The following is a 20641-nucleotide window of genomic DNA, read 5'->3' as shown; positions in this document are numbered from 1 at the left end:
TTTTTTTATAATAAAAATTTTGCGAATTTAAGCTTTATTCATCTTAAAATCAACCGGATTCATCTTTTAGGTGTCAATTAAGATTATTTAACAATCTAATTTTATGCCAAAAAAGCCCCCGGTGTAAAATCGGGGGCTTTATCATTATATTTGGTTGGTTTTAATCAACATTATCGTGCAAGAAAGAGTTGTTCGGTCTGATTTCAGTACCGCCATCCTGATCGTTGCTTAGCGTAAAACGGCTAACCTGCGACTCTGAAGAATGCTGCACCTGCTGTAACTGCATCTGCTTACGTTTGTAGGCCGGTTCGTTTTCCAGCTCCTGTAAACCGTTTGTAGTGCGCAATTTCATGCTAAGATCTTTTAAGCGTAAAATACGCTCTTTAGATTTTCTCAATTGCTCTTCCATCGATTCGTCGCTTTTATCGTCATCCAAACCTACCACCGGCATTTCGATTTCTGGCTTTGGTTCGTAAACGGGTGCAGCTTCGGCAACTGGTGTTTCGAATACAAAATTGGTTTCGGCCAATTTTACTTCAAATTCAAAACCTGTTTCTTTCGGCTCTTCAATCTGCGGCTCTTCTTCAATCAAAGTATGGCGAACAATATTGTTTTCGGGCTCTTGTACTTTTTGAGCTTCAGCTTTATTGAACATTCCACCAAAAAGATCCACTTGTGAAACCTCTTCCTTCGTTTTTAATACCGGTTCGTATGAAGGAACTGGTTTAGGCTGGATGAAAGAGTTCACGGGTTCAACGGGACGAACTAGTGGAGCTTCTTCTGGTGTTAACAGTGATATTTTCTTTTTATTTTTTTCTTCGTTTACGCGTTCTTCTGAAGTTTGGAAACCTGTGGCAATAATTGTAACCGAAAGTTTATCGCTTAATGATTCGTCGGTACAGTTACCCCAGATCAGATCAGCAGATAAACCAGCTTTTTCCTGGATATAATCTGTGATGATCGAAACCTCATCCATGGTTACTTCACGCAGCCCTGAGCTAATGTTCAGTAAAATGTAACGGGCACCTTCAATTTCGTTATCCTTTAAAAGTGGAGAAGCTAAAGCACCTTCTACAGCCTGTAAAGCGCGGTCTTCGCCTTCGGCAGCAAAGCTACCCATAATGGCTACGCCGCTATCTTTCATTACGGTACGCACATCTTTAAAATCCACGTTGATGTAACCAGGAACGGTGATGATTTCGGCGATGCCTTTTGCAGCAGTGGTCAAAATATCATCCGCCTGACCAAATGCAGAGCCTAAAGTTAAGTTGCCAAAGATTTCGCGCAGGCGATCATTAGAAATTACAAGATAAGAATCTACGTATTTCTTCAGTTCTTCCATCCCCTCGTCTGCCTGCAACCTACGCCTTTTACCTTCGAAAGAAAATGGTGTAGTAATAATGGCGACAGTTAAAATATCAAGTTCTTTTGCGGCTTTGGCTATAATAGGCGAAGCTCCTGTACCGGTACCACCACCCATTCCTGCTGTAATAAAAAGCATTTTGGTTGTGCTGCCCAGCATGGCTTTAATATCATCTATATTTTCTATAGCTGAGTTTTTACCCACTTCAGGAATAGAACCAGCACCCATACCTTCGGTTAAGCTTGCACCTAACTGCACCTTATTAGGGATAGGGCTAGACTCCAAAGCTTGAGCATCTGTATTACAAATAATAAAATCCACACCAGTAATACCAGAAAGGTACATATGGTTCACTGCGTTGCCGCCACCGCCTCCAACACCAATTACCTTGATGATTGAAGACTTATCTTTTAACATTTCGAACTGCATATCTTTATGAATCAGTTGTTTAAAAATTTTTAAATTCTGTTCATTACTCAATGTAATATTAACACTTTTTCAACAGACGTTTTCCACAAGTGTTAAGAATGTGGAAAACTCATGTTTTGTTGAAAAATAGTTTAGCTTTTCAAGTAATCTTCATCGCTCACATTCATATCATCCTGAATGAATGTTCTTGTTTTTGCCAATAATTTATCGAACAAACCTGGTCCGCGTTTCTCTTTTTCTTTGGCTGTTTTTGGCTTTTCAACAAAAACACCTGGCTGTTTCATCTCTTCAATCAGCTCTTCAGCTTTCTGGATTCCTTTAATCAACAAGCCCACACTGGTTGCATACATCGGGCTTTTCAGGTCATCGTAGATGGTTTTAGGCATATCTTCATATTTAGATAAATGCTCGTTCGGATAACCGATACGGCAATCTAAACCTGTTACATACTCAACCGCCTGCGATAAATGTTTTAACAGCGCACCACCACCGGTAATTACGATACCACCAATCAGTTTCTTTTCGTAACCAGATGATTTGATCTCGTAGTACACATGCTCTATGATCTCTTCCATACGTGCCTGAATAACATAAGCGAGGTTTTTAACCGAAATTTCTTTTGGCTCTCGGCCACGCAATCCTGGAACACAGATAATTTCGTTTTCTTTGTTCTCCTCAGCAAGTGCAGAACCGAAACGGGTTTTTAACAGCTCAGCCTGGTTGCGCATTACTGAACAACCTTCTCTGATATCTTCGGTTACACTATTGCCGCCAAAAGGGATAACTGCCGTGTGGCGGATAATACCTTCGTGGAAAATAGCGATATCCGTAGTACCACCACCAATATCAACCAATGCAATGCCGGCTTCTTTTTCTTCCTCGCTCAACACCGATTCAGAAGAAGCCAATGGCTCGAGGATCAGATCCTGAGTTTGCAGCCCTGCATTGTTAACACATTTGATGATGTTTTTTACCGCCGTAACTTGGCCCGAAATGATATGGAAGTTGGCTTCAAGGCGAACACCTGCCATACCGATCGGATCTTTTATTCCCGGTTCGTTATCGATGGTAAATTCTTGTGGCAACACATGGATGATCTCCTCACCCGGCGGCATTACCAGTTTAAACATATCATCAATCAACTTATCGATATCTTTTTTACCGATTTCGTTATTTAATTCTCTTCTTGTTAGAATTCCCCTGTGCTGTAAGCTCTTGATGTGCTGACCAGCAATACCCACATTTACCACCTGTATTTCTACATTGGATTGTCCGCTTGCTACTTCAACTGCTTGAGCAATGCCCTGTACGGTTTTTTGGATATTAGAAACCACTCCACGCGTTACCCCCGCCGATTCTGCCTTTCCTATTCCTAAAATTTCTATCTTACCGTGCTGTGTTCTACGGCCAACGATAACACAAATTTTTGTAGTACCGATATCCAATCCTACTACAATGGGCGACTGACTGGTAAATTTTGCCTTGTCCATATTCGTTAATTTTGCTGAGTTTTATACTGTTTTTCTAGGGCCCTGATTTCTTTTTCTCTTGCCTCTCTCTGTTTTTTTAAATCTGCCTCAGATTTTGCCGGCTTTGGCTGTGCTGCTACCGTTTGCTTCGGTTTTTCTTTTTTATCCGCAGGTTTTGTTTCCTTTGGTTTGGTGGCCTGTGCAACTGCGGGCTTTTTTACTTCTGTTTTAATTGGTGCTGTTTTTTGAGGTACCGCTTTTTTAGGCTCTTCTTTTTTTGCTGCTGCCGGCTTTACCTCTACCTTTTTCACTTCTATTTTTTTAGGCTCTGGCTTTTTTGCCACTTCTTTTTTCGGTTCATCCTCCACCGGCCGATCATCCATTGCCGCTACAATTGCACTCTTGATCAATGAATCGGAAACACTTCGCTGTATCCTCAAACTATCTGCTGCTGAAATTGTTTTGGTCTTTTTATCTAAACCTGTCGAATCTCTTTTTACGCAAACAACCTGATTGGTATACTTGATATTTATTGTTTTATAAGTTTCCCAACCAACCTGTGGCATAGCTTTCTTATAAAACAGCAACAGGTTTCTCATTTTCTTCTCAAGCGAATCGGCATTACCAAGTATAATCCGCTGGCTTCCAACCCTTGGTATCAGTTCGATATCGTTTTTCTGATCTACCACCACCTGCTCAATCTGCGCATCCCAGAGCGTATCTTTTTTAATAAACTGCGCTGTTTTATACAGGTCTCTGGCCAATTGCGTGTGCAGGGTATCTACCCTACTGCCAAATACTTCAGAGATATGACCTGTTGCCACCAGTACGTTCGCCGTAAAGTTGGATGATATCGGCATTTTTAAACCGTCGTTATCAATATAAAAATCCTGCCCGTTTTCATTCAAAATCCTTAGGATGGGCTGCCTTTGCTTAATTTCAATGTGCAAAACCCCATCCATATCTACATATACTTTTGCAAAACCGATATACGGGTTAGATTGCAGTTTCTGTTCTATTTTATGGATATTGATATTTTCCAAATTACGGCCAAGCAGCACACCCTGATCTTCTTTTAAAATGTCATCAATTTCTTCGCGCTCGATAAAATTATCCGCCCCAGGGATAATGATTTTAACATCAGTACATTTAACCGTTTGCTTTTTTACATTGATAAAACCCAATAGCACCACTACCCCTGCAAGGCTGATGAGCCAGGCAAAGCCAGTAAATATTGCGCCCCAGTTTATCCGCTTAAGCATTGTTCAAAGTATTTTTTAAAGGTTCGATAATGGTATCAATATCACCGGCACCTACAGTTAAAATTAATTCAGGTTTTGTGTCCTTAACGTACTGAACCACAAAATCTTTTCCACATATTTTCTTATCACTTAAAGTTATTTTATCAAGCAAAAACTGAGCATTAATGCCCTCAAGCGGCAATTCTCTGGCCGGATAAATCTCTAGCAGCAACAGTTCATCTGCCGTACTTAAAACTTTCGCAAATTCATCTGCAAAATCCCTTGTACGGGTAAACAGGTGTGGTTGAAAAATTACAGTCAGCTTTTTACCTGGATACAATTGCCTTACGGCGTCAAAACAGGCCCTCAGTTCTTCAGGATGATGTGCATAATCATCAATGTAAATCTGCTGACCATTGTTCACAATATATTCAAAACGGCGTTTTACCCCTTTAAAGTTGGCCACAGCCTGTTTTACTTTTTCGGCATCTATACCCAAAGCCAGGGCTATGGCAATGGCAACCGTTGTGTTTTCTACGTTGTGTTTACCCGGCAGCATTAAACTGATATCGTTTATGCGCTGCGAACCGTTTTCGTAATCGAAAACAAATTTTGCGCCCTCAACCCTAAGGTTTAAGGCCTTTGCTGTTGCAGTTGAACTTGCTGCATAGCTGATACTATTTGCCAAAGGCAAACCTTCGTGTGCATAGAGCGTACCATCTGCTTTAAGCTGACTGGCAAATAACCTGAAAGATTCTTCCAGATGGCCTTTATCACCGTAGATATCCAAATGATCGGCATCCATCGAGGTAACCACCGCTACATCGGGATGCAGGGTTAAGAAAGAACGGTCGTACTCATCGGCCTCTACCACTACTACATTATTCTGTCCGAACAGTACATTGCTGTTGTAATTGCTGGTAATACCGCCTAAAAACGCTGTACAATCGTAACCTGTATCTTTTAAAATATGTGCAACAATTGATGATGTTGTGGTTTTACCATGCGTACCTGCAACTGCAATGCAGAACATCCCTTTACTGATAATGCCTAAAACTTCTGAACGCTTTTTAAGTGAAAAACCTTTATTGATAAAGTGGTTCAAAATCTTCGAATCTTTTGGAATTGCCGGAGTGTACACAATCAGCGTATCTTCATGGTGATCTAAAAATGCACATGGCAAAGATGAATCTTCATCGAGATAGGTGATCAGGATACCTTCCTGCTCAAGGGTTTCGGTTAGCTTTGTCCTTGTTTTATCGTAGCCACAAACCACCTGTCCGCGTTTAGCAAAATAACGGGCAAGTGCGCTCATACCGATACCACCGATACCCACAAAGAAAACCCTATTTATTTTACTTAATTCCATTTTTATTCAAGTTAAAAGCAGAAAGACCAAAGCTTAAAGCCGACTTCCTACTGTATTATTTTTCTATTTTCTGCCGCTTTAAGAATGCTTCGTACCTCGCAATTATGACCTGTTTTATCTTTTCGCTTCCCACTTTAGTCTTCAACTTTGCGTTTCGAGCTTTCTGCTATCGGCTTTAATCTTTCTCCTTATTTAATCAATTTCAATACTTCGTTCGCAATAATTTCATCTGCCTCGGGCAATGCCATCTTACCCAGATTGGCCGCTAGTTTTTCGCATTGTTCTTTGTTGTTCAACAGAGCCAAAGCTTCTTTTACCAAGGTATCCTCTGCCGAACGGTCGTTTATTAATACTGCAGCGCCATTTTTAACCAATGCCATTGCGTTTTTGGTTTGATGATCTTCTGCAACATTTGGCGAAGGCACCAGAATAACCGGTTTTTTAATCAAACAAAGCTCAGCTATTGTTCCAGCTCCAGCCCTACTGATAATTACATCTGCGGCGGCATAGGCCAAATCCATTTTATTTAAAAACTCAAGGATCCGCACGTTGGGATGATATGCTAAACCCAGCCTTTCGATAATCCCTTTGTAATAATATTTACCAGTTTGCCATATTACCTGAACATCCTGGGCAATAATTTCTGGCAGGTGTTTTTCAATTGCTTTATTCAATGTACCTGCACCCAAACTTCCTCCGGTAACCATAATTGTCTTTTTTAGAGGATCAAGTTTTAAAAGTTCGGCACCGGCATGGTGTTTTCCTTTTATATCTACCACCTCCTGACGAACAGGATTACCGGTTTTCAAAATCCGATCAGCCGGAAAAAACTGCCCCATATCATCAAAGGCCACACAAATTTTAGCAGCCTTTTTGCCCAACCATTTATTGGTTACGCCTGCATACGAGTTCTGCTCCTGAATAAGGTACGGAACTCCTTTTAATGATGCTGCATAGAGCAAAGGTCCGGATGCATAACCGCCAACGCCCACAACCGCATCTGGTTTAAAATCGCGGATAATATGCAATGCTTTACGAACACTGCCGATTACCTTGAAGGGAAGCGCCAGATTTTTAACAATCGAGCCGCGTTGCATTCCGCTAATGTTTAATCCGATAATTTTATATCCTGCCGCCGGAACTTTTTCCATTTCCATGCGGCCTTCGGCTCCCACAAATAGAATTTCACAGGAAGGCACCATACGCTTTAGCGCATTGGCTATGGCTACGGCGGGAAAAATGTGCCCGCCGGTGCCACCACCTGATATGATAATTTTTGGGGAATTATTCATTTTTTATATTTAGTTATTGAATGATAGAATTTTGAATGAGTGATTGCTTACCAGCTACCGTTTCATTCTCCAACTCAATCACTCCTCCTTAATCATTACTTATTTACATTAAATGATAGAATTTTCATTCTCCAACTCAATCCTTCAATCATTATTTACCAACATAAAGGATAGAATTTTGAATGAGTGATTGCTTACCAGCTACCGTTTCATTCTCCAACTCAATCACTCCTCCTTAATCATTACTTATTTACATTAAATGATAGAATTTTCATTCTCCAACTCAATCCTTCAATCATTATTTACCAACATAAAAGATAGAATTTTGAATGATTGATTGCCTGATAGCAACCTTCATTCTCAAATTCAATCCTTCAATCATTATTTATTATTACTTACCGTTTTTCTTGCCCTGGCCATTATTGCCAAAATTTCATTTGCTTCATTTAATAATGGTTGAGCTTTCGTTAAATCTGTAATTCCAGATTCAGTTAAAATTTCAATCCAAAAAGCTGTTTCATCAGCCTCTTCCACCACAATACTAAGTTTTGCAAAAAACTCAGCTTTTGATCTACTTCTGCAAGCAGCTCTATAGTTTGCCCCAACCGAAGAAGATGACCTGATAAATTGCCTACCCAATATCTTTGCCTCTTCTGTTTTTGGCAACTCCTGATAGAATCTGATCGAATCCAACACAAACTTTTTAGTCCTTGCTTTGATTGCGGTTACAAAATCAACTTTATTTACATGCTCCATTGTTATTAATTTAATTTCAACTTAAAAACTTTGGGATGTTTTATTCAACAATGCAATTCAATCATTCTCTCACTTAATCAAACTCACATTCAATCATTCTATCATTCAATCATTCAATCAATCTATCATTCAAAAATTCTATTACGCTATCGCCGGAATCTCTCCAACGATTACTTTATTTCTTATTTTCTCTTTATCTTCTTTTGTTACTGCACTTGCATTCTCTTCTACATCACGGCTTACGCTAAGTATGATGCCAAAGGCTACACTGGTAAAGATCATCGATGTACCTCCCATGCTTACCAGAGGCAGTGGAACACCCGTTACCGGTCCTAATCCTACTGCTACCGCCATGTTAGCAAAAGCCTGAATGGTGAGGCTAAAACTTAAACCGGCGGCCAGTAATGCCCCAAATGCCTTGGGCGCCCGGGTTACAATCTTGATACATCGGTATAAAAGCACCAGGTATAGTATCATGATTACAATTCCTCCCAGTGTCCCCCATTCTTCAATAATAATGGCGAAAATAAAATCCGAATACGGGTGTGGTAGGAAATTGCGCTGTGTACTATTACCTGGTCCTTTACCAAAAACACCACCAGTAGCCAAGGCAATTTTAGCCTGATCTGCCTGGAAAGTTTTATCTGAATGCTGCATTTCGGGGTGCATAAACGTATTGATACGCGACATGTACGTTTTCCGTCTTGGCCCTAAGAAGAACACAAACAACAGGAGCACAAAACCTCCTGCACACACAATCGCGATCTGCTTAATACTGATCCTACCGATAATTAACAGCAAAATACTTACACCGAACAGCATCAAAGCTGTAGATAGGTTAGCCAGTGCAATTAAAACAAACACCACACAAACCGAACCCATAATCGGTATAAATGATTCTTTAACATTTTTAATATTTTCTTGCTTTTTGGTCAGCATCCGCGCCAAAAATGTAATCAATGCCAGTTTAGCCAAATCGGATGTTTGAAACGTTAATCCGATTACAGGTATTTTAACCCACCTCGAGGCATCGTTTAAATTGGTACCGAATATCAGCGTATAAAACAGCAAGGGAATGGTTACAATCATAAGCACCTTCGAAATACCTGCATAGTACCGGTAATCCAGAAGATGGGCGATATAGATCATTCCAATACCCATCAGCACAAAAATTAAGTGCTTGGTAAGCAAAAGTTTTTCTACTGCTTCTCCCTTTTTATAGGCCAAAGTTCCTGTTGCACTGTACACCGCCATTACTGATATAAGCGAAAGCAGGATGATGATCAACCAGATCCACCTATCGCCTTTTGTTTTATTAAGTAGTGCTTGCAACATCATTGTGCCTCCTATTATAATTCTCTAACTGCCGCCTTAAACTGGTTACCGCGGTCTTCGTAATTTTTAAACAGATCGAAACTTGCGCAGGCCGGCGAAAGTAAAACCGCATCGCCACGTTTAGCCAAGTGGAACGCTATCTGCGCTGCTTCATCAGCTGAAAAAGTATTTACAATTACCTCTACATCATCCTCAAAAGCATCGTGTATACGCTTATTGTCTTTACCCAAACAAACTATTGCCTTAACCTTGCTCTTAACCAGATCCTTAAGCATGGTGTAATCATTCCCTTTATCTACACCGCCCATAATGAGTACTACATCACTGGTCATACTTTCTAATGCATACCAGGTAGAATTCACATTTGTAGCTTTACTATCGTTGATGAAATCAATTCCAGAAATTTTGGCCACATGCTCCAGGCGGTGTTCAATATTTTTGAAATTGCCCATGCTTTCGCGGATAGACTCATTTCTTAATTCTAAAACTTTAGAGACAATGCCTGAGGCCATAGAATTGTAAATGTTGTGCTTGCCCTGTAAGGCTAAATCTGAAATAGACATGGTTAGTTGGTTATTAGGTTCTGTAAGGATATGTATAGTACTTTCTTCTAAATAGGCTCCTGTTTCAACTTTTTTAACGATTGAAAAGGGGTAAGTTTTAGCCAAAGGTTTGGCAATTGCTATAGCTTTTAAGCTTTCTTCATCATCGGCGCAGTAAATAAAAACATCTTCAGCTGTTTGGTTCTGGACAATACGCATTTTTGAAGCGGCGTAATTTTCCATTTTATAACCGTAACGGTCTAAATGATCGGGAGTAATGTTTAACAGCACAGCGATATCGGCCTTAAACTCAAACATATCATCAAGCATAAAGCTCGAGATCTCCAATACATAATACTCGTAATCACCGGTAGCTACCTGAGCGGCAAAACTTTGCCCGATGTTACCGGCCAAACCCACATTTAACCCTGCATTTTTGAGAATATGGTAGGTTAATAAACTTGTGGTCGATTTACCGTTTGAACCTGTAATACAGATGGTTTTTGCTGAAGTGTATCTTTTTGCAAACTCAATTTCTGATATCACTGGAATGCCCTTCTCAACCAGTTTTACAATAATTGGCGCCGTTGGCGGTATACCAGGGCTTTTTATCACTTCGCTTGCATTTAAGATCAATTCTTCTGTATGCTTTTCCGATTCGAATGGGATAGAAAGTTTTTCTAAAGCTGAGCGGTATTTATCGGTAATTACACCAAAATCTGATACAAAAACTTCGAAACCTTTTGCCTGTGCCAATTTTGCAGCGCCGACCCCACTTTCGCCAGCACCTAAAATAACCACACGGCCATGCCCTGTCATTGCTGACTTAGTATTGCTTGATGTAGTATTATTTGTGCTCATTGTTCTTATTTTTTTAGTATCAAGTAGTTAGTATCGAGTATTAAGACACTACTTCATTACACTTTTACTTATTTTTTTTACCGCTAAGGATATTTTAATTTTCTCTATTTTATTCTTCAGCTTTAGTCTATCAGCTTTAATCTTTCAACTTTAGCTCTTCAGCTCTCTGCTTTAGCCTTTCTTCTTCCTACCTCAACTTCAGTGTTACTATCGTCATAATTGCCAGCATGATTCCGATAATCCAGAAACGGGTAACAATTTTTGCTTCGTGATAGCCTTTCTTTTGGTAATGGTGGTGCAATGGCGACATCAGGAAAATTCTCCTTCCTTCGCCAAATTTCTTCTTGGTGTATTTAAAGTAAGAAACCTGCATAATTACCGATACCAGCTCTACCAGGAACACCCCACATAAAATCGGGATCAAAAGTTCTTTGCGGATCATTAACGCGAATGAAGCGATGATACCACCAATGGCCAAACTTCCGGTATCGCCCATGAAAATCTGGGCCGGATAAGAATTATACCAAAGAAAGCCTACACACGACCCCACAAAAGCGCCCGCAAAAATCATCAACTCTGCCGAATTGGGGATGTACATAATATTCAGGTAATCGGCCATAATGGTGTTACCTGATACGTAGGCCAAAATGCCCAGCGTAATTCCGATTACTGCAGAGGTACCTGTTGCCAGGCCATCTATCCCATCGGTAATATTTGCACCGTTTGATACCGCAGTAATAATAAAAACCGTAAAGGCCAGAAATATGATAAAGGCATATTTCTGATAATCGCCTCCAAGAAACTTTAATACCTTAGCATAATCGAACTCATTGTTCTTATAAAAAGGCATATTGGTTTTGCTCGATTTTACATCTTGTGTATAATAAAAGGTTTCTCCTTTTTGGCGCAGCACCATCGGTACCGAAGAAGTATTTTTAACATTATCCTGAACAGTTTCCCTTACCACAATGTTGGGATGGAAATACATGGTAGTACCTACAATTAAACCTAAACCAACCTGACCAACAACTTTAAAACGGCCTGCTAAACCCTCCTTGTTTTTTTTGAAAACCTTGATATAATCATCCAAGAAACCTACCACACCCATCCAAACGGTTGTGATAATCATTAAGATTACATAGATGTTGGTAATATTGGCAAAGAGTAAAGTTGGAATAAGAATACCGAGCAAAATGATAATACCACCCATAGTTGGGGTACCCTGCTTTTGCATCTGACCTTCTAAACCTAAATTACGAACGGTTTCGCCAACCTGTTTTTTATGCAGGTAATCAATTAACCTACGGCCATATACTGTGGTGATAATTAACGAAAGGATAATGGAAACCGAAGCACGGAAAGTAATATACTGGAACAACCTTAATCCAGGAATATCATAATGCTTATGCAAGTATTCGAATAATAAATATAACATTAGCTGATTGGGTTTAATTGTTCAAGTAAAATTTCTTTATCATCAAAATGGTTCCTTACACCATTAATTTCCTGGTATTTTTCGTGTCCTTTTCCGGCAACAAGGATAATATCTCCCGGCTGTGCCAAATGGCAGGCTGTTTTAATGGCCTCTCTTCTATCCAAAATCGACAATGTTTTACGCTTGTTGCTTGGCGATACACCAGCTTCCATTTCATTTATAATGGTCTGCGGATCTTCGGTTCTCGGGTTATCAGAGGTTAGGATTACCTTATCGCTCCAATCGCAGGCCACCTGTGCCATAACCGGACGTTTTGTTTTATCGCGATCGCCGCCACAGCCAATTACAGTAATTACCTGCTCGGTTCCTTTGCGGATGTTGGCTATTGTACTGAGCACATTCTGAACAGCATCAGGTGTATGTGCATAATCAACAATCCCAATAATCTTATCGGCCGACGTAATGTAATCGAACCGGCCTTCGGCACCAGATAGGCGGCTCAACAAGGTTAACACCTTAAGTTTATCCTGCTCCAGTAAAATCGCCGTTCCGTATACAGCCAGTAGATTATAGGCATTAAATGAACCTACCAGCTTAAAGTAAACATCTTCGTTATCGATATCCAGATGCAAGCCACTAAACTGATTTTCGATAATTTTAGCTTTAAAATCGGCCAGTTGCTTAAGTGCATAGGTTTTTTTATGCGCTTTTGTATTCTGCAGCATTACCATACCGTTTTTATCGTCGATATTGGTTAATGCAAATGCTGATTTTGGCAATACATCAAAAAATGCCTTTTTGGCCTTTAAGTAGGCATCGAAAGTTTTATGAAAGTCTAAATGATCGTGGGTGATGTTTGAAAAAACGCCACCAGCAAAACTTAAACCTTCTATACGGTGCTGCGAAACTGCATGCGAGCTTACTTCCATAAAACAATAATCGCAGCCCGCCTCAACCATATCCCTTAAAAGCTGGTTCAGCGCAATCGGATTTGGCGTAGTGTGCGTTGCGGCAACCACCGTATCGTTGATGTAGTTTTCTACAGTTGATAAAAGACCTGTTTTGTAACCTAAATCTTTAAATAACTTAAATAGGATGGTTGCAATAGTGGTTTTACCATTTGTTCCGGTAATCCCGATCAGCTTTAAATCAGATGAAGGGTTCCCAAAATAATTACCGGCCATAATTCCCAATGCCACCGAAGTGTTTTCTACTTTAACGTAGGTTACGGTAAAATCCTGGATCTCTGGAAGATTCTCGCAGATAATTACACCTGCTCCCTGTTTAACCGTTTGTTCGATAAACTGGTGCCCATCTGCTACCGTTCCAACTACGGCAAAGAAAACATCATCTTTAGCTATCTTACGCGAATCGAAATTAAGCGCATTGATTTCCCTATCGGTTTTTCCAACCAATTCTTTAATCGTTACGCCGTAAAGTAAATCCTGTAATTGCATCTTTTTATTCTTTTTAGTATCAAGTATTTAGAATCCAGTATCAAGACCTTAAGCCTTACACCCCTTCTACCTTTTACCTTAATTCAATTCTATCTGTACACCTAAGCCTTTGCCTACTTTTGTACCCGCAGCAATGGATTGGCTGATCACCTTACCCGAGCCCTGTACTTTTGTTTTTAAACCTGCATTTCCCAAAAGGTACAGTGCATCTTTTAGCCCCATACCTGCAACGTTTGGCATTACCCCTTTTTGTTCGTTGTTCTCTTGAAAAATGGTTCCGGCACTTGTATCTATAATGTTGTAATATTCAGATTTTGAGGCAAAAAGCGGTTTAAAACCAAATGCTTTGTATACTTTTTGCGTAGCCTTGCTCTGGCCTGCTTTTGTTGGTGGCGTACCTGTATTGCCCACCAAACGTGTTGGCACATCGTTATACATCTGCATATCGCTGGCATAAATACGGTCGGCAATTTCCCTGAAAACCGGTCCAGAAACCAAGGCTCCGTAATAAGCGCCTTTAGGGTCGTTGATTACCACGATCATGGAATATTTTGGTTTCTCTGCCGGGAAATAACCCACAAAGGATGCTTGATATTGCTTGTTCGCCTTATATCCTTTATTCGCATCGGCAACCTGTGCCGTTCCGGTTTTACCTGCAATTTTATAAAGCGGGTTATATACAATCTGCTTACCACTGCCCTCTGTTACCACACCTTCGAGCATTTTTTTGATTTTGCTCAACGTAACATCTGAACATATTTTATCATTGATCACGCGTGCCTTAAACTGCTCGATCGGATTGCCTAACCTTCTGATTTCTTTTACAAAAATTGGGGCAACATATCGGCCGTTGTTGGCCACAGCATTATAGAAAGAAAGCATTTTTAATGGTGTAAGCTGCATTTCGTAGCCGTAGGCCATTTGCGGCAAAGTCATTTTACCCCAACTTTTGTTGGATGGGTTTTTAACTACCGGCTGGGCCTCACCCGGAATCTGCAATTCCAGTTTCTGGTTAAGGTGCCAGTTATACAGGTGATCGGTAAATCTTTTAGGGTTTTCGCCATATTTACTGTTGATCAAGTACGCAATAGCCGCGTTAGATGATTGCTCAAACGCTTTTTTCACCGTAACCACACCAATACTTCCGTGCGAATCTTTAATCATGTGGCCAGGAATTTTGTAATTTCCTGTTCCCACCATTGTATTGGTATCTACCAGCTCATCTTCTAAAAGCGCCATGTAAGAGGCTAGTTTAAAGGTCGAGCCCGGATCTTGGTTACCTGCAATTGCATAGTTAAACTGTTCTTTATAAACTCCTTCCTCTACCTTCGAAAAATTGGCTACTGCACGGATTTCACCTGTTGCCACTTCCATTACAATCACCGCACCATGGTCGGCCTGCGATTTGATCAGCTGCTTCTCTAATGCACTTTGCGCCAGATCCTGCATGTTCACATCAATGGTCGAAATAATATCGGCCCCATCTTTTGGCGCAACCTCAGCCTCTTCATTTACCGGAATGTAAACCCCTCCGGCAATGCGCTGCATCAATCTTTTTCCGGTTTCACCGTTGATATATTCTTTATACGCCCCCTCTAAACCAACACCATTTTTAACGTTTTCATTTTTATAACCGATGGTACGGGCGGCCAGCGCCTGAAAAGGCCTGATCCGTTTATTTTGCTGAACCGCAATTAAGCCGCCGCTAAACTTGCCTATGTTGTAAAGTGGAAAAGTTCTGATGGTTTTAAGATCGGCATAACCAACTTTACGGTGGATCAACAGATAACGCGCACTATCCTGACGGCCCAAACGCAGGTAACGGGCATACTCTTTAGGCGTTTTATCCTGAAAAAGCTGCGATAGTTTATAACCCAGCGAATCTACCTTCTCGTTAAATACTTTATCATCGGCAATACCACCCGCAAACATATCCATGCGCAACTCATACTCAGGCACCGAAGTAGCCAGTAAGCTGCCATCGTTAGAGTAAATATTACCCCTGGTAGCCTCAACATTTACATAACGTGTAGAAAGACTATCGGCCATAGCCTTCCATTTCTTTCCCTGTACAAACTGCACCTGACCGAGGCGTAAAAACACCGCGAAAGCAAAAAGCACAATTAAGCCAAATGCCAGATATACACGAAGCAAGATGTTTGCCCTAATATTCATCGCTTTTAACAATTATTTTTTTTGGTGGTTCAATCAGTTCTTTTATTCCAAGAGTATCTACTTTTTTGGCTACCTCGGTGAGTTTACTTTTAAACATCAGGTCGGCCTTAAGCGATTTATACTCCCATCTTAATTCTTTTACTTCTTTATTTAATTTATCAATACGGCGAACGTTGTTAACCGCAAAGTGACTGTTAGCAATGTACACCATCCCCAAAAAGGCCAGAAAACACAAATAAGGCAGCGCGTCTGTTGCGGCTTCCTTACTTACCAACCCATCATTAAAAAGCTTACTGATAAATGAATTACTATCCATTTTCTCTTCAGCGGTTTTTGGCCTTTTGGGCGCAGCCTTTAATTCTGGCTCAGGCCCAACTTCCTCTTCTTCTATCTCCTCCCTGAACCTGTTCATATCTTTTCTGCAATTCTTAGTTTAGCACTTCTTGCCCGGTTATTCTGCGCAATTTCTTCATCAGTAGCCACTATTGCTTTGCGCGTAATTACGTTAAACGGTTTCTGCTGGTTACCAAAAAAATCTTTCTCTACCTCGCCCTGAAATTTTCCTTTTGCCATGAAATTTTTAACCGGCCGATCTTCCAGCGAGTGGTAAGACATCACCACTAAATGCCCACCTGGTTTTAACACCTCAGCCGCCTGCTGTAAAAAATCTTCCAGCACCTGTATCTCTGCGTTAACCTCTATGCGCAAGGCCTGAAAAACCTGCGCCAGGTATTTATTTTCTTTACCTCTTGGAATGTATTCGGAAATTGCCGTTTTTAAACTATCGATATCGGTAAAAGGCTTTTCCAAACGTGCAGTAACAATGGCACGAGCCAATGATTTAGCATTTTTCACTTCACCATAAATTCCAAAAATCCTGTGCAGTTTATCTTCAGTATAGGTATTCAACACCTGTGCAGCAGTGAGGTCGCGGTGCTGATCCATACGCATATCGAGATCAGCGTTATGACGGATAGAAAAACCACGTTGCGGGACATCAAACTGATGGGAAGAAACACCAAGATCGGCAAGAATACCGTCTACCTGCCTAAAACCTTTTAAGCGGAGGTTATTTTTCAAAAACCCAAAGTTCTGATCGATAAAAACCAAACGCTCATCAGCAGGAATATTGGCCTGCGCATCGGGATCCTGATCAAAAGCAACCAAAACCCCTTTCGGACCCAAATGCTTTAAAATCTCGCGCGAATGCCCGCCACCACCAAAAGTAACATCAACATAAACGCCATCAGGTTTGATATTCAAACCATCAATGCAAGGCTGCAACATTACAGGAACATGATAATTACTCATCAGCACCTCCTTTCTTATCGCCCATTACTTTTTGCGCCAGACTTGCAAAATTGGCCGGCACATCATCAAAAATATCTTCGTATGATTTTTTATCCCACACTTCGATACGATCCAATTGACAGGCCAGTACAAGATCGCTACCGATACCGGCATACTCTACCAAAGATTTAGGCAAAAGCACACGGCCAGCAGCATCAAGCGAAAGCTCTGTTGCCCCGCGGGTAAAGGCCCTAACGAAAGCACGGTTTTCCTGATCGTAGATATTAAGCTTGGCCAGATCGGCCACCACCGCATCCCAAACATTTTTGGGATAGATTACCAGATTTTTCTCAAAACCACGGTTAATAATGAGTCCATCGCTCTCAGCAGCAGGCAATTGTTTCTTAAGCGCAGCAGGAACCATAAGGCGGCCCTTTGCGTCAAGTTTACAATCAAATTCTCCTAAAAGTTGGGTCATAGTGGTATCTACACTTTTTATCTAGTGTAAAAGTAAATAGTTCTACCACTTTTTACCACTTTTTACCACAAAAAAGTTTTCCACATCCTTTTTGTTACAATTTGGGTGCTGCAATATACCTACAATAAGGCTATTGGCACAACTAAAAAACCATTAACAACTGATAATAAGAAGGTTAAAAACAAAACCCAAAGAAGTGTCACATCCGCCCAGTTTTTCCCAAAAAACTATAATCCGGCTAAAAATGAGCGTCTTAATAACTTATAAAAGTCTGTTATCGCATACATTTTGAATGATCATAAACCCTATTTATCCCAGAAAAATTGAGCTGTCCTGGAATGCCCCAAAATATACGCGTTCAGCTTAAAATCATCCAAAGCTTGAGGGTTGTTTGGATTTTCTTAGTCACTCGTTAATGAATATGGCTGAGCCTGTAAATAAGTGCTGTAACACATCCATTTAAATTAACAATTACATAATATACAATACTTGAGGGGCCTACCTGTTTTTCATAATTTAGCACTACACCTTATGAAACACAAATGAAAGTAAATTACGTTGCGGCAGTTTTATTAGCTGCCCTAAGCCTCAGTGCCTGTAAAAAGGATAAGATAACACCTGTATTGCCATCCGTTAACTTTGGGATCTATCATATAGTAGACATTTATAATAGAGCGGCGGTAGACAGTGCAGACGTAATCAAGATATCGACTTATGAAAAGCTGGCGTTATCCAGTCTCGCCAAAAACAGCAGCAGTTTAAAATGGGACCTTGGAGATGGCACTGTTACTTCAAAAGATTCTCCAGAGCTGTATTTCACCAAATCGGGAACATATACGGTTAGTTTAACCGCCACCTCAAGCACCGGAGCGACATTAACCAAATCAAAAAAAATTTTGGTGCTAGACCGGGTGCTGAAACTAGTAAGGATCACAAATCTTTATTTTAATGGCAATTTCGTTACTTCTCCGAACTGGCCTTTAAACCAGGTTGCCAATGTGCAAGCGGTTATAAAAAAGATAGGCATAAACGATTATCCTATATTTAGCAATGGCGATTACCAAGGAGAAAATGTGTATCAATCTGCCCCGGTACAAACCACTGCCAATATGAGCACGCCTATTGAAATACCGGTAAAAGAGAAAGTAATTTTAGACATGGAAGCGTTACAAAAAGGCAAATATGGTTTTCATATTTACGCTTCTGCGAATGAGGAAAGATACCTGCTTACCTCCAACTGGGGCTCGGGTGTGGGGATTTCTTATACTGGAAATATGATATCCAATTATTTTAACATTAGCTCTGGATTTAACGGCAATGGAATAGAACTTATTTTTGCCTTTGAATAATGGAATAGCTTGTTGCCAGCTTTAGCTAGTTACCGGCCTGAATAATTTGCCCAATTTTTCTGTCTGCATAAGCACTATCCATCAGTGCTTAACTATCTTATTTAGACTCATTAAAAATAATTTGGACAAACGCTGATAAAAGTATTTCTTTGTACTGTTAATATCCACAGCATTATACAGATCAAGAAATACGCTCAAATGAAATCAAAAGGCAATTCAAAAAGTTTAAAGTGGGCAAAACACCAGAAACGGTGGTTTGGCAAATGGCACCTTTATTTGGGTATTATTGCTGGGGCAATTGTGGCTTTTGTAGGTGTTACGGGCAGTATTTTAGTTTTTCAGGATGAGATAGACCATGCACTAAATCCTAATCTTTTTGAGGTAATTGCGCAAAAGCAAAAAATGCCGGTTGAAGAGATTGTGCCTTTAATCAAGAAGAATTATCCCAGCCTCAAGGTGGATTACCTGATGCTGAATAACTTCAAAAACCCGAATGAAGCGTATAGTGTTCTGAATTTAAAGAGTGGCGAAGAAACTTTCATTAATCCATATACCGGGAAAACAAGTGGCAAAAGGATACACACGGGTTCTTTTATACATGTGGTTACCGAGCTACACCGAACCTTGCTGATCCCGGTTGCAGGCCGTTATATTTGCGGTTTGGCTTCGCTCTGTCTTTTGATATTAACTATTTCGGGATTGCGGTTATGGATACCAAAAAAATGGAAACAACTAAAATCGGTACTTACGGTTAGGTTTAGCGCTTCGTTTAAGCGCCAAAATTACGACTGGCACAATTCACTGGGCTTTTACTCCTCGCCGATTGTGGCCATACTGAGTTTAACCGGTTTCTGCATTACTTTTTCTACCCTGGTTATCCCATTCCTTTTTTTATTAAGTGGGAAATCGCCGCAGGGTGCTGCGCAATTATTGGGAGCTAAATCGGCCTGGCATGTACAGGCTGTGCCGCTTCCGCTCAAGGAGATTACTGCCGCAGCGAAAGCAAAAATGCCGAATGCTTACATCGGGGGCATTGCTTTCCCTGCTGATAAAACCGGCACTTACCGCCTTGATATGCTAAGCGGAAACCTGCCCAAGGTTGGAAAAAGAGAAATGTTGATTGTTGATCAGTACACTGCCAAAATTTTATTGAACAGCCGGAAAGATTTCCCTAATGTTGGCAACGCTTATTTAAGCTGGTTAACGCCGATCCATTATGGCAGTTTTGGTGGCAGGCCTACCCAGGTAATCGCTATTATAGCCGGCCTTATTCCGCTGGCCCTTTTCATTACTGGTTTTATCATTTGGTGGCCACGTTATCAAAAACAGAAGAAAGGCAAAAAACATAAAATAAAAGGAGCTGTATTAAATGAACAGGCCAATGCCCAGGTAATTGAAAAAGAGGCAAAACCTAAAGCAGTACCGGTAGCTCTACCCAAATTAGGGAAATACTTTCTGATCAATTTTAAATCGGGATTAAAATATGCCCTGATTATTTTGCCGATTAGTTTTTTAATGGGCGCGCTTTATGGTTTACCTTCGGGCATTGTTATCCAGCCGGCCGCATTTGTTGTTGCCTTTAGCTGCGTAATGGTGTGCCTAAATTTTATCTGTGCCCTGTTATCCGAAATCTTCAACATTTTATTTCTATGGCCTTTTAAGAAAGGAAGCCATAAAATAACACGTTATTTTGCCTTATCAACGGCATTTCTGGTTTGCTATGTTGTGGTTTATATGGCCCTGTTTAACACCGGATTTGAAATTTTTTAAGCCAAATATGGCAAAATGCCTAGGAGAAAA

General features: G+C 40.5%; 16 protein-coding genes. 2 read left to right on the top strand and 14 right to left on the bottom strand.

Annotated elements, in window-relative coordinates:
* Window positions 1–160: 160 nt before the first annotated feature.
* The 14 genes from ftsZ to mraZ all read right to left on the bottom strand — a co-directional run bounded on the left by ftsZ (window position 161) and on the right by mraZ (window position 17492).
* Window positions 161–1792: a cell division protein FtsZ gene (gene ftsZ / locus ACS5PU_RS12910; protein ID WP_439459584.1), complete on the bottom strand. Its 1632-nt coding sequence runs from the start codon at window positions 1790–1792 to the stop codon at window positions 161–163.
* Between the two features lie 131 nt (window positions 1793–1923).
* Window positions 1924–3282, bottom strand: a complete 1359-nt coding sequence (ftsA, locus tag ACS5PU_RS12905) for a cell division protein FtsA (RefSeq protein ID WP_055915204.1) — start codon at window positions 3280–3282, stop codon at window positions 1924–1926.
* Window positions 3283–3287: 5 nt separating this feature from the next.
* Window positions 3288–4523 carry a cell division protein FtsQ/DivIB gene (locus ACS5PU_RS12900; RefSeq protein WP_439459583.1) on the bottom strand — a complete coding sequence of 412 codons (1236 nt, stop codon included), beginning with the start codon at window positions 4521–4523 and terminating at the stop codon, window positions 3288–3290.
* Window positions 4516–5871, bottom strand: a complete 1356-nt coding sequence (murC, locus tag ACS5PU_RS12895) for a UDP-N-acetylmuramate--L-alanine ligase (protein WP_439459582.1) — start codon at window positions 5869–5871, stop codon at window positions 4516–4518. The genes ACS5PU_RS12900 and murC overlap by 8 nt, the downstream gene beginning before the upstream one ends.
* Before the next feature lie 188 nt (window positions 5872–6059).
* Complete coding sequence (murG, locus tag ACS5PU_RS12890) at window positions 6060–7163, bottom strand: undecaprenyldiphospho-muramoylpentapeptide beta-N-acetylglucosaminyltransferase (protein WP_439459581.1); 1104 nt, start codon at window positions 7161–7163, stop codon at window positions 6060–6062.
* Window positions 7164–7544: 381 nt separating this feature from the next.
* A complete protein-coding gene (locus tag ACS5PU_RS12885) occupies window positions 7545–7919 on the bottom strand; it encodes a four helix bundle protein (RefSeq protein WP_439459580.1) in 375 nt (124 codons plus the stop codon).
* 141 nt (window positions 7920–8060) lie between these two features.
* Entirely contained in the window at window positions 8061–9254 is a 1194-nt protein-coding gene (locus ACS5PU_RS12880) for an FtsW/RodA/SpoVE family cell cycle protein (RefSeq protein ID WP_439459799.1), read from the bottom strand.
* Between the two features lie 14 nt (window positions 9255–9268).
* Entirely contained in the window at window positions 9269–10657 is a 1389-nt protein-coding gene (gene murD / locus ACS5PU_RS12875; protein WP_439459579.1) for a UDP-N-acetylmuramoyl-L-alanine--D-glutamate ligase, read from the bottom strand.
* A gap of 187 nt (window positions 10658–10844) precedes the next feature.
* Complete coding sequence (mraY, locus tag ACS5PU_RS12870; RefSeq protein ID WP_439459578.1) at window positions 10845–12092, bottom strand: phospho-N-acetylmuramoyl-pentapeptide-transferase; 1248 nt, start codon at window positions 12090–12092, stop codon at window positions 10845–10847.
* The gene (locus ACS5PU_RS12865; protein WP_439459577.1) at window positions 12092–13549 is read right to left on the bottom strand and encodes a UDP-N-acetylmuramoyl-L-alanyl-D-glutamate--2,6-diaminopimelate ligase; all 1458 of its coding nucleotides are present in this window, start codon (window positions 13547–13549) and stop codon (window positions 12092–12094) included. Before ACS5PU_RS12865 ends, mraY begins: the two co-directional genes overlap by 1 nt.
* Before the next feature lie 78 nt (window positions 13550–13627).
* Window positions 13628–15724, bottom strand: coding sequence for a penicillin-binding protein (locus tag ACS5PU_RS12860; RefSeq protein WP_439459576.1), 2097 nt, complete (start codon window positions 15722–15724; stop codon window positions 13628–13630).
* Window positions 15714–16136 carry an FtsL-like putative cell division protein gene (locus ACS5PU_RS12855; RefSeq protein WP_439459575.1) on the bottom strand — a complete coding sequence of 141 codons (423 nt, stop codon included), beginning with the start codon at window positions 16134–16136 and terminating at the stop codon, window positions 15714–15716. Before ACS5PU_RS12855 ends, ACS5PU_RS12860 begins: the two co-directional genes overlap by 11 nt.
* Complete coding sequence (rsmH, locus tag ACS5PU_RS12850; protein ID WP_439459574.1) at window positions 16133–17035, bottom strand: 16S rRNA (cytosine(1402)-N(4))-methyltransferase RsmH; 903 nt, start codon at window positions 17033–17035, stop codon at window positions 16133–16135. Before rsmH ends, ACS5PU_RS12855 begins: the two co-directional genes overlap by 4 nt.
* Window positions 17028–17492, bottom strand: a complete 465-nt coding sequence (gene mraZ, locus ACS5PU_RS12845; RefSeq protein ID WP_439459573.1) for a division/cell wall cluster transcriptional repressor MraZ — start codon at window positions 17490–17492, stop codon at window positions 17028–17030. The genes rsmH and mraZ overlap by 8 nt, the downstream gene beginning before the upstream one ends.
* Window positions 17493–18034: 542 nt before the next feature.
* Between mraZ and ACS5PU_RS12840 the strand changes: the two genes are divergently transcribed.
* Complete coding sequence (locus ACS5PU_RS12840; RefSeq protein ID WP_439459572.1) at window positions 18035–18841, top strand: PKD domain-containing protein; 807 nt, start codon at window positions 18035–18037, stop codon at window positions 18839–18841.
* A 198-nt stretch (window positions 18842–19039) separates the two neighbouring features.
* Window positions 19040–20611, top strand: coding sequence for a PepSY-associated TM helix domain-containing protein (locus ACS5PU_RS12835; RefSeq protein WP_439459571.1), 1572 nt, complete (start codon window positions 19040–19042; stop codon window positions 20609–20611).
* Window positions 20612–20641 lie beyond the last annotated feature (30 nt).

The organism is Pedobacter sp. GSP4 (assembly GCF_051857575.1).
GTDB lineage: Bacteria > Bacteroidota > Bacteroidia > Sphingobacteriales > Sphingobacteriaceae > Pedobacter.
This window is presented reverse-complemented; position numbering and strand designations above follow the sequence as displayed.